General features: G+C 49.4%; 9 protein-coding genes. All 9 read right to left on the bottom strand.

All coding sequences use genetic code 11. The features are described 5' to 3' along the window. Positions 1-32: 32 nt before the first annotated feature. Positions 33-833, bottom strand: a complete 801-nt coding sequence (locus tag ACFQ88_RS18310; RefSeq protein WP_239635460.1) for a carbohydrate ABC transporter permease — start codon at positions 831-833, stop codon at positions 33-35. A 63-nt stretch (positions 834-896) separates the two neighbouring features. Continuing rightward, complete coding sequence (locus ACFQ88_RS18305; RefSeq protein WP_239625731.1) at positions 897-1,781, bottom strand: carbohydrate ABC transporter permease; 885 nt, start codon at positions 1,779-1,781, stop codon at positions 897-899. A 184-nt stretch (positions 1,782-1,965) separates the two neighbouring features. Continuing rightward, entirely contained in the window at positions 1,966-2,472 is a 507-nt protein-coding gene (locus tag ACFQ88_RS18300) for a DinB family protein (RefSeq protein ID WP_379455096.1), read from the bottom strand. Between the two features lie 80 nt (positions 2,473-2,552). Beyond that, positions 2,553-3,542, bottom strand: a complete 990-nt coding sequence (locus tag ACFQ88_RS18295) for a cation diffusion facilitator family transporter (RefSeq protein WP_379455095.1) — start codon at positions 3,540-3,542, stop codon at positions 2,553-2,555. Positions 3,543-3,876: 334 nt separating this feature from the next. Beyond that, positions 3,877-5,607 (bottom strand): Rieske (2Fe-2S) protein, encoded by a 1,731-nt coding sequence (locus tag ACFQ88_RS18290; RefSeq protein WP_379455094.1) that lies wholly within the window; start codon positions 5,605-5,607, stop codon positions 3,877-3,879. A 127-nt stretch (positions 5,608-5,734) separates the two neighbouring features. Continuing rightward, on the bottom strand, positions 5,735-7,576 hold the full coding sequence (gene ftsH / locus ACFQ88_RS18285; protein ID WP_483875131.1) for an ATP-dependent zinc metalloprotease FtsH: 1,842 nt from the start codon (positions 7,574-7,576) through the stop codon (positions 5,735-5,737). A 156-nt stretch (positions 7,577-7,732) separates the two neighbouring features. Next, a complete protein-coding gene (locus ACFQ88_RS18280) occupies positions 7,733-9,166 on the bottom strand; it encodes a DHA2 family efflux MFS transporter permease subunit (RefSeq protein WP_379455093.1) in 1,434 nt (477 codons plus the stop codon). 150 nt (positions 9,167-9,316) lie between these two features. After that, positions 9,317-9,841, bottom strand: a complete 525-nt coding sequence (locus ACFQ88_RS18275) for a GrpB family protein (protein ID WP_379455092.1) — start codon at positions 9,839-9,841, stop codon at positions 9,317-9,319. Positions 9,842-10,025: 184 nt separating this feature from the next. Next, positions 10,026-10,763 (bottom strand): SDR family oxidoreductase, encoded by a 738-nt coding sequence (locus ACFQ88_RS18270; RefSeq protein WP_379455091.1) that lies wholly within the window; start codon positions 10,761-10,763, stop codon positions 10,026-10,028. Between the last annotated feature and the right edge of the window lie 115 nt (positions 10,764-10,878).

The raw sequence follows: 10,878 nt of genomic DNA, 5'->3' as shown, positions 1-10,878 counted from the left end.
AGCATAAGGCCGGCAAAGCGGTTTGTAAACCCTTACCCTTTGATCCCCGTTGTAGAAATGCCTTCAACGAAATACTTTTGCGCAAGGACAAAAATGATAAAGCACGGGATCACCGACAGCAGCGACATCGCGTACATCGGCCCCCAGGTCACAGCTGAGGAATTGTCCAGAAACAATCGCAGCGCCAAGGGCACCGTATACTTCGCGGTATCGGTCAAATAAATCATTTGCCCAAGAAAGTCGTCCCAAGTCCATATAAAGCTGAAGATGGCGCTAGTGATAAAGGCCGGGGTACAGAGCGGCAGAACGATTTTGAACGCAATCCCCGGTGTCGAGCAGCCGTCCATTTTGGCCGATTCGTCCAAATCTCTCGGAATTCCGCGAATAAATTGGATGATGAGAAATACGAAGAACGGGCTTACCGCCAGGAAATGAGGAACAATCAAGGGAAGCGTCGTCCCCACCCAATCGAAATATTTGAACAATATATATTGCGGCACTAATGTAACCTGCGTGGGAAGCATTAACGTCAGCATCAGGATGGCGAACCACATCGTTTTCAAAGGAAACTGGAGCCGGGCAAACCCGTATGCGACCACTGCGCTGGATAATACCGTCCCGATCACCGACAGCACGGCGATGAAGAATGAGTTGTAGAAAAAATGACCGAAGCTGAAGCCGGGAATCGCAGTCCAGCCGTTAGTAAAGTTGTCCCATTGAAACTCGCGCGGGATCAGATTCGACAGAGGAATCTCCTCATTCGATTTCAATGAGCTGCCTACCAGCCATAAGACGGGGTAAATCATTACGATGCTGCATAGTGTCAAGAACATGTATTGTAAAAAGTTTTGTTGTTTCACGCGAATCCCCTTCCCATCGTTTGAAATCTATCGATGTTAATTTTCATAATGGACCCACCGTTTCGCCGACCAAAAAATCAATGCAGTGAACACGGCGATTATAACGAGAAGGATCCATGCCAGAGCGCTGGCATACCCCATGTTGAAATACGCGAATGCTTGCTGGTACAAATATAAAGCATAGACCAGAGTCGAATGGATCGGACCGCCTTTGGTGACAATGAACGCTTGAGTGAACATTTGAAAGCTTCCGATAATTTGCATCACCAAATTAAATAAAATAATAGGCGTCAGCATGGGCAGCGTGATGGCAAAGAAAGAACGGATCTTGGAAGCGCCGTCCACCGAAGCGGACTCATAGAGCTCACGCGGGATTTGCTTCAATCCGGCCAAGAAAATAACCATCGAGGAGCCGAACTGCCACACGGCCAGCAATACAAGCGTATACAACGCCGTTTCCGGCGTATTGATCCAGTCTATTCCCGGAATACCGATTGCTCCCAATAATTTGTTAAGAATGCCGTCGCCTCCGAACAGGTTGCGCCAAATGGCCGATATCGCTACGCTGCCTCCTATGAGCGAGGGCAAATAAAAGATCGCGCGGAAGACGGACATGCCGCGAATGGCTCTAAATAGCAGCAAGGCTACCATTAAGGCGAAGCCTAATTTCAAGGGTACGGATAACACGACATAAGTAAAAGTAACCTGAAGCGCTTTCCAGAAATCCCGGTCCTCGGCAACAATCTCATAATAATTTTGGCTGCCAACCCAGATCGGGAGCTCGAGCAGGTTGTACTGCGTCAACGATAAATAGAAAGATTGGGACATCGGCCCGACGGTGAGCAAGAACAAACCGATGAGCCATGGTGAAATGAAGATATACCCCCATAGCGGTTCAAACCATTTGTTGAATTTTGCCATTGCAGTTCACTCCCAAATATTTATTCAAAGATGTCTGGTAACCAAATGGTAACTTTCTTAGCATCATTAATAAATGAGAGAAATCTATAATTAATAGCAAAATTATACGGCCTTTAGGCGTTGGCTGATCGAAAAAAAGAGACTGACGAATGTTCGTCAGTCTCTTTATGCGTGAGAGCGAAGCCTATTGCTGCGCCCGTGCTGCCCGCATTGCTATGGTTTCTTCTTCGTTAGGTCCATAGACACCCGGTGCTACGAGTCCAGCCTGGCGCATCAGTATTGTCATCTGACCGCGGTGATGAATTTGATGGCGGAGCATGAAGCTCAATACGCCTCCATAAGTCGTATCGATGAAGTTGAACAAGCGAAGTGATTCCTGAAGCTTGGCGTCAGACCACTGCTCCGTCAAAGCCGTTGCTGCCGCATCGTTAACGCGGCGGTAAGCCGCTGCGATAGCCTCTGCAGAAGTCGGCTGTTCTTTGAAATCCGGCACTTCCAATTGCAGACCTGCCGCATGCAGAAAAGCGCCGAAGCTGCCTACCAAGTGCCACGCAATCTCACCCAGGGAACGCTGTTGAGCATCTGAGACCGTCTGTTTCAGCGAAGCGTCAGTGAGTTTGTCCAGCACTTGCAGAGTAAGAGAAGCTTCAATCTTCCAGTCTTCCAGAAATCCTTTTACGCTTGTGTACATTGGCTAATCTCTCCTTCAAAGGAAATTTCAAACACAACCGAATTATACCGTACAAACGTTCGATAGTAAAATACAGCTCGTTACACTTTCATATTTTCATGTTGAATTGCCGCAGTTTCGATTTGAATGGTTGTATGCTGGATCTTGAATTTATCCGCGATGAACTGAATCGCTTGCTGCAAGATCTGTTGATGATCCTGATTATCCTCGATCAAGAGATGACAGCTAAGAGAATCCAAGCCGGATGTAATCGTCCATATATGAAGGTCATGCACGTCTTTCACACCGTCAATGCTTTCTAAAGTCTTCTTCACTTCGTCTGGATTCACAGTGATGGGCGTACCTTCCATTAGAATATGAACGGTATGCTTGATAACTCCCCAAGCACCTTTAAGGATAAGAAGAGCGACAAGGACGCTGATAATCGGATCTGCAATGTACCAGCCAAAGACCAGCATTATCAACCCGGCGACAATAGCTCCCACCGATCCCAATGCATCTCCAAGAACGTGAAGATAGGCGCTGCGAAGGTTGATATTATTTTTGACATCGCCTTTTCTCATGAGGGTCCAGGCACTTGCTATGTTAGCTAAAAGACCGATGCTGGCAATCAGCATCATGGAGCCGCTGGCGACGGCCGGAGGCTCCAGAAAACGCTCGTATGCCTCCTTTATAATAAATCCTGCAACAATGAACAAGGTGATCCCATTAAAGAGCGCCGCCAAAATTTCAAAGCGATAAAACCCGTAGGTTTTATTGGGCGAAGCTGGTCTTGCAGCAAACCAAACAGCAACCAGACTTAGTAATAAAGAGCTTGCGTCGTTCAACATATGCCCGCTATCGGATAGTAGAGCAAGACTGTTTGTAAGGAGTCCGCCGAAAAACTCCAAAAACATAATACCGACGGTAATTATCAAAGCAATGGTTAATCCCTTCTTATTGCCGTTCGGGTCAAAATGATGGTGATGACCGTGGTGGCTGTGGCCGTGATCGTGCTGGTGATGCGAATGTTCGTGGCTATGGTCATCGTGATCGTGATCGTGGTTGTGGTCCTGATGATGTTTACTCATGATAATGCCTCCTAATCGTGTTCAATATGACTGATTGCTTACAAGATTTCAAATTCCAGCCGGGTCGGATCAGCCAATAATCGCGATCCATCCACGATGGTTTCAGAATTGGAAATACATGTTTTTTCTCTCCATATGATGCCCAATCTTTTTCAATTAATATATGATCATATGCTCATATATTCATTATGTTTTGAATCTTTCTGTTTGTCAAGTGTTGGATAAAAATAAGCCGAAGACTGGAACCTCTTCTTGAACCTTTTTTCCAGACACAACGCAAAAAAAAAGAGCCGCCTCCAAGTGTTAAGAACCTGGGGCAGCTCTGTATGATCGATTACTCTTCCTCGAACAGCCTCTCGCCGCGGTACAAACGCACCGCTATTTTGGCCGTATGCGGCAGCTCTCGCGCGCTTGGAGCATGTGCCGCCAAATATCGGGCACAAGCTAGCAAATAAGTCTCCTTAGCCTGTTTCGCAAATGCATCGGTACGCGCCTCCCAACAATCGTATTCGGAAACGACGGCTTCATAAAGCTGGAACGTGTGAAACTCCGCGTCCTCGCGAAGCAGGCTTAAGCCCAATGTCCCGAGCAGAGCCTGAGGATCGCGCTGTTCGTTCAAGTAACCCTTAACCCAGCCCGCTGCCTCTTCTACCTGTTGCCTGCGGTCCATAAGGTCAAGCAGCTCCTCCGGATTGTAGCTATATCCGTTTGCAGGCTTCGGCCCAGGTGCACGCGGTACATTTAGAAATCGGTCATGATAAATTGCCATCGCCCCGTAATACAGAGCTCTGTTCAGGAGCGGCTCCTTGGAACGGCGCAGCCGCATGTGTACCGCATGCGCGTAAGTAAGAGTATGCAGAACAGCCACCCAATCGCCGAAGTCATTTTGAGTGTGGAATCGAACGACCCGCTCGGCCGCCGCCAGGCAAATCAGCTGCGCCAATCGATCAGGTGCCGCTCCGCCCAGCAGAAGCCGGGTAAGCTGATTGACCGTTTCGATCGGCTTATCGCTTAGCAACTGATCCATAAAGCTTGGCTCCTCAAGCTGAACGGATGCCACCGAGTCTTCAGTCTGCTCGAGACTTGCGAAAGCCTGACGTAACGGAGCTACCAAATCGACCGGCGCCTGCCAATGATGAAGCTCTTCGCTGCGGGTAGGTGAACCGATTAGAGGAACGAGCGAGGCCAGGATCGGCTCGGTTAACGAAGGTCCCAAGTTTTCCAGAGCCTCGAAAGCTTTATTATGAAAATCGAAGGTATGACCACCGTCTAAGTAAAAGTGGTCCGTCACCGAAATCAGCATCATGTCCGCAAGCTGTTCGGAAGTTGCGCCATTTGCAACCGCGGTTAATAGCACCTTCTCCGCGCCTTGAGTATCTCGTACCTCAACACAGCTGCGGTACCATTCCATCAGTCTTTCTATTGGAGCCGGCGAGGAAGGCAAAGCTCCGAGCAGGTGACGGGGAGCCCGGCCGGAGCTGGCTCTGGCAACATGAACTAAGCCGTGATACAAGGCGAGAATTTGTCCTGATGAATCGAGCTTGGGCAGCACGTTTCTCATCGCTGTCAAAATGGTCAGGCCCGCTCCCCAGCCATTGCCTTGTGACGTCCCGAAGGTAACTCCGATACGAACGATTTCATCCGTCGGAACACCGGATTCGACCAAGCCGATCACCGCCTTGGCGATTACGATGCCGATATTCTGCTCAAGGCCTTCCCTCAAACGCCGCTTATGCTTCTCGGCGCTGCCGACGTTCCGCGGTCTCGAGCTTACCCATACTTCCTCGCCCAAGACTTGGACATCATAGGCCGGTACGTCGTCCGCCCAGGGATCCAGCGTCCCTCCGCTGCAAATATCAAAGCGTGCATGGTGCCAATGGCACGTCAATATCCCATTGCAAACGCTTCCCAAATGAAGCGGAAAGCCGAGATGGGGACATCGGTTGTCTATCGCTCTTACCTCGTCCTCGTGGTAAAAAACAACGATGCCTCCTTTGATGATTTTGGAGTGCACTTGCTTCAGCTCCTCCAGAGTACCCGCGTTAATCCATTCTTCCGAGTTCATCACATACGCCTCCCTCACCATGATTTACCATCTCTTTTAAGTATACAATATTCATATTCACTTATGGCAATGGATTTCATTCCAGACGAAGGCGCATCCGGTTAAACAGAGTCAGCCAGCACCGCACTTAGTCGATGCCGGCTGACTCGTCTCGAAGAATCTCCATGAATTGCTGGCCTGTGATCGTTTCCTTTTCCATTAGAAACTTGGTGATTTCATGAAGCTTGTCTATATTCTCCTCCAAGATGGCTGCTGCTTTTTGATGACAGCCTTTGATGATGCTCAACACCTCTTCGTCAATTTTTGCCGCGGTCTCTGACGAAACCAACAACGAGGTGTCACCTCCCAAATAAGGATTATTTACGGTTTCCAGTGCCATCATATCGAACGCCTCGCTCATGCCGAACCTTGTGATCATGGATCTGGCGATTTTCGTAGCCTGCTCGATGTCATTGGAAGCGCCGGATGTGATCCGTTTGAAAATGATCTCTTCCGCTGCGCGCCCGCCCATGTAAGTGGTGATTTTATCTAATGCCTGCTCCCTGGACATTAAGATCGTTTCCTGCTCGTCCACTTGCATCGTGTACCCAAGCGCACCGGAGGTTCGCGGAATGATGGTGATCTTGTGTACCGGTGCTGAGTGACTTTGCTTGGCGGCGACTACTGCGTGCCCCACTTCATGATAAGCAATCGTGAGCTTATCCTGCATAGAGATAAGGACATGTTTGCGCTGATATCCGGCGATAACTACCTCAACGCTTTCTTCCAAATCGTTCTGAGAGACCTTGCTCCTGCCGAGCTTAACGGCTCGCAATGCAGCCTCGTTGACAATGTTGGCGAGATCGGCCCCCGACGCCCCCGGTGTCGCCCTGGCGATGACATGAAAGTCCACCTCATCCGCCATCTTCACCTTCTTCGCGTGCACCTTCAGGATGGCTTCCCGTCCTGCCAGATCCGGCAGCTCTACCGGCACTCTGCGATCGAACCTTCCTGGACGCAGCAGCGCTTTATCCAGCGTCTCGGGGCGGTTGGTGGCCGCTAAAATAACGACGCCCTTGTCCGCGTCGAACCCGTCCATCTCGGTCAGCAGCTGGTTTAAGGTTTGCTCCCTCTCATCGTTTCCTCCCGCGATGCCGGAGTTACGGCTTTTGCCGATAGCGTCGATTTCATCGATAAAGACAATGCACGGAGCCTTCTCCTGAGCTTGCTTAAACAAATCCCTCACCCGGGCTGCCCCCATACCAACGAACATCTCCACGAACTCGGAACCGGAAATCGAGAAGAAGGGCACCTTGGATTCTCCTGCCACGGCCTTCGCCAATAGCGTCTTCCCCGTCCCGGGAGGACCTACCAGCAATGCGCCTTTCGGGATGATGGCACCTATCTCCGTATATTTCTTTGGATTATGGAGGAAGTCGACGATTTCCTGCAAAGCCTCTTTCGCCTCATCCTGTCCAGCAACATTAGCGAATGTCACGCCGGTTTGCGCTTCGACATACACCTTCGCGTTGCTCTTACCTAAAGAAAACGGATTGCCTCCACCCGGCATCCTGTTAGCCATTTTTTTCATGAGCCACTGGCCCACGGCAAGAAAAATAAGAAACGGGAGAATCCAGGTTAGAAAGAAATTAAGCAGAGGTGACATTTCCCTAGGGATGACTCGGGTAAAAGCGACGTTCGCTTCGTACAATCGATCAACCAGCTTCGGGTCCTCAACCACACCTGTCTTGTAGAGCTTAGCCTCGGCCGTATTGACAGGAGTGAGGAAAATCACTGTGCTTTCGATTTTCACTTCCTTAACCTGACCGTCCTTCACCATGCGCAAGAACGTCCCGTAGTCGATTTCCTTCACGGAATAGTTGTATATAGCGGGCATAACAAAAGAATTAATCAGCAAGATCACCAACAGGGTGATCCCATAATAATAGAAAGTGGACTTCTTGGGCGGTTTGAACTCGTTCATACTCATTATGGTTACACCCTCCTTTCGTACGGTACAAGACCATTATTCCCCAACACTTCATGCCCCATGCTATCCAAGTCTCTCCGAAAAAAACTTCAACCTCAGTTCATTATAAGCAGCAAAAAGGGAGCCCTAGGGCTCCCTCGAGTAAAGCTTATATTATTAGTGCATTGCACCCATTGCCGCACGGCTGACTACGACGCGGCGGATAAAGAATGCTATGGTCAGACCGATAACCGTTACAACCATCGCGAAGAAGAATACATTCTGTGAAGCGAATGTCATCGCATTGGCCATCTCTACCGGCTCGTTCGGTGCGGAAGATCCCTCCAAGTACTTTTCCATGCCTTTAGTAAGGATGCTAATCGCTACCGCTGTGCCGATAGCTCCAGCGACCTGCTGCAGCGTGTTCATCACCGCTGTGCCGTGCGGATACAGCTCCGGCGGCAGCTGGTTCAGGCCGTTCGTCTGCGCCGGCATCCAAACCATCGAGATGCCGACCATGAGGCAAATATGCAAGGCCACAATCAAAGTGATGGAGGAAGCCAGCGTAATGCCGGAGAAAAACCAAAGCGTAGCCGCGACGATGAAGAGGCCGGGAATAACGAGCCACTTCGGACCATACTTGTCAAACAAGCGGCCCATCCGCGGCGATAGAATTCCGTTCAGCGCACTGCCTGGCAGCAGCATGAGTCCGGCAGCGAACGCAGACAGCTTCATGCCGTTTTGCAAATACATCGGTAAAATAATCATGCTCGACAAGATGATCATCATACAGGACAATACCATAAACAATCCCACGATGAACATCGGGTACTTGAACACGCGTAAATTCATCATCGGCTCTTTCATATAGATTTGCCGCAACGCGAACATTACAAGCGCGATCATCCCAATGACAATGGATGCAACCACAACCGGACTGGTCCAGCCTCCATCCCCTTCACCCGCTTTACTGAAGCCGAATACGACACCGCCAAAGCCGATTGTCGACAATACGATGGACAACAGATCGATGCGAGGCTTCGTGACCTCGGTAACATTCTCCAAATACTTCAGTCCCACGAACAGTCCTAACAGCAGGAACGGCAGCGAGAGCCAGAAGATGTAATGCCAAGATAAATATTCAATCAATAGCCCCGCTACCGTTGGCCCGGTCGCCGGTGCGAACATAATGACGAGACCGACGAAGCCCATAGCCGCTCCGCGCTTCTCCGGCGAGTAGACCACGAGGATCGTATTGAACATGAGCGGAATTAACAAGCCCATTCCGATCGCCTGCAATACCCGAGCTACCATTAACAATTCAAAATTGTACGCCAGCGCCGCGATCAGCGTGCCGACGATGGAGCTCGCCAGGGAGACGATGAACAATTGCCTTGTCGTAAACCATTGCAGCAGCAGTCCCGTCATCGGCATCAGAATGCCGAGCGTTAACAGAAAGCCTGTCGTTAACCATTGTGCGGTCGCGGCAGAAATATGGAACACGTCCATTAGATTACTGATCGCGATGTTGAGTGCCGTCTCGCTGAACATGCCAACGAAGCCGCAGATGAGCAGCGACGCCATAATGGCTCGCGTGTTGTATTGCTTCATGTAGTTTCCACTTCCCTCTCCTGAAAAATCTCTATATATAAGCGATTTAGTTATCGCCTCTCTAACTGTTACAATAATCGTAACAGTTATTTATGTCAATACTATGAACATGTTTTATTTGTAAAAAAAGATTTACGCAACGGGTAAACGTTAGCTATCCTTGCTCACGTTATACCAATTCAGCGCTTTTGTCTCCAGCTCTTTCACGAATGTATCCTTGCCGTCCATATAAGCTTCTATGTCTCTTGGGAATTGTCTTGCGAGGCTTTCCTTCAACTCTCCATATCGCTGCGTGTCGTCGGAATGAGTCCGGAGATAATCTCTCACGGCCAAGTGGCGCGTAATATCTTCCTCGTTATCGGCTTGAAACACATGCACTTGATGTGTCCGGTTGTCTCCGCCTTTACGGAAATATCTCCTTCCTGACATGCCAAACTCTCCCATACATTCGTAACCAAGGCTTCTCATTTGTTCATTGAATGAATCCACTTGTTTAATATCTTTTACAACCGGCATAATATCAATGATCGGTTTCGCCTTTAACCCTGGCACCGAAGTGCTGCCGATGTGATGAATGTCAACTAGCTCCTGGCCGAAAATGCTTCTTATTTGCTGAGACTCTTCGATATAGTTTTGCACCCAATTATCACTGTATTCCGTTACAACAACATTCATCCTATAAACCTCCTTAGTGGACATATCCTTTTCGTTCTTTTCAGGGCATTCCACCATCATATAAAAGTGAAGGAATAGTGTCAATCACAAATTGAGACACGCAAAAGGATTGGGACAGCAAAAAAACAGGGATGAACCGCCAACAGCTCACCGTTGACCGTCCATCCCTTTATAGTACGTGATATTAGTTGAAGCCGCCGTTTACGCGAATCGTTTGTCCTGTGATCCAACGGGCTTTGTCGCTAACTAGCAGCTCGATTGCATTCGCGATGTCCTCCGGCTCACCAAGTCTTCCGAACGAATTCATTCGTCGGTACGAATCAATCAGCTCCTCCGATTTGCCGTTCAAGAACAACTCGGTTGATACTTGCCCAGGCGCTATGCAGTTGATGATAATATCCTTAGGACCGAATTCCTTCGCCAATTGTCGGGTTAGCTGCTCGACCGCACCTTTCGTTGCTGCATAGACGCTGTATGTCGGGATCATCGCGCCCGATACGGAGGTCGAGAAGTTGATGATCGTCCCGCCCTGTGCCATATGCTTCATAGCTTGCTGGCAAGCGAAATAAGTACCCTTCACGTTGACTGCGAACTGCCGGTCAAACATCTCCTCCGTCACGTCCGCTATAGCCGTACATTCCATGATGCCGGCATTGTTAACGAGAATGTCCAATCGGCCAAAGCGCTCGAGCGTCTTGGTGAACAACATTTCGACTTCGCTCACCCTGCTCATATCGGCGCGGATGGCTGCCGCCTCGCCTCCGGCTTGCTCAATCATGTTCACAGCCTCATCGGCTTTTCCTGAATTCGATGCATAATTGACAACTACCTTTGCGCCGGATTGCGCTAATTGAATCGCTATTTGTCGTCCGATACCCCGTGACGCTCCAGTGACTATGGCAACTTTTCCATGTAAGCTCATTTCTGTTCTCTCCTTTATTCGAGACTGGCCGAAAGGCTTCTATCGTGTTCGGCCTTGTAAACTCATTATAGTAAAGGTTTGCTGAACTCCGTTAGAACATACCTGTTCAATTCTT

This window comes from Paenibacillus sp. NPDC056579, assembly GCF_042793215.1.
Lineage (GTDB): Bacteria > Bacillota > Bacilli > Paenibacillales > NBRC-103111 > Paenibacillus_S.
The sequence above is the reverse complement of the archived record's forward strand: the minus strand, read 5'-3'. Positions and strand labels throughout refer to the sequence as shown.

What these genes read in the sequence shown, in the direction of transcription:
- ACFQ88_RS18310 (WP_239635460.1), bottom strand. Translation starts at nt 833, where the DNA reads ATGTTCTTGACACTATGCAGCATCGTAATGATTTACCCCGTCTTATGG.
- ftsH (WP_483875131.1), bottom strand. Translation starts at nt 7,576, where the DNA reads ATGAGTATGAACGAGTTCAAACCGCCCAAGAAGTCCACTTTCTATTAT.
- ACFQ88_RS18290 (WP_379455094.1), bottom strand. Translation starts at nt 5,607, where the DNA reads ATGAACTCGGAAGAATGGATTAACGCGGGTACTCTGGAGGAGCTGAAG.
- ACFQ88_RS18305 (WP_239625731.1), bottom strand. Translation starts at nt 1,781, where the DNA reads ATGGCAAAATTCAACAAATGGTTTGAACCGCTATGGGGGTATATCTTC.
- ACFQ88_RS18300 (WP_379455096.1), bottom strand. Translation starts at nt 2,472, where the DNA reads ATGTACACAAGCGTAAAAGGATTTCTGGAAGACTGGAAGATTGAAGCT.
- ACFQ88_RS18295 (WP_379455095.1), bottom strand. Translation starts at nt 3,542, where the DNA reads ATGAGTAAACATCATCAGGACCACAACCACGATCACGATCACGATGAC.
- ACFQ88_RS18280 (WP_379455093.1), bottom strand. Translation starts at nt 9,166, where the DNA reads ATGAAGCAATACAACACGCGAGCCATTATGGCGTCGCTGCTCATCTGC.
- ACFQ88_RS18275 (WP_379455092.1), bottom strand. Translation starts at nt 9,841, where the DNA reads ATGAATGTTGTTGTAACGGAATACAGTGATAATTGGGTGCAAAACTAT.
- ACFQ88_RS18270 (WP_379455091.1), bottom strand. Translation starts at nt 10,763, where the DNA reads ATGAGCTTACATGGAAAAGTTGCCATAGTCACTGGAGCGTCACGGGGT.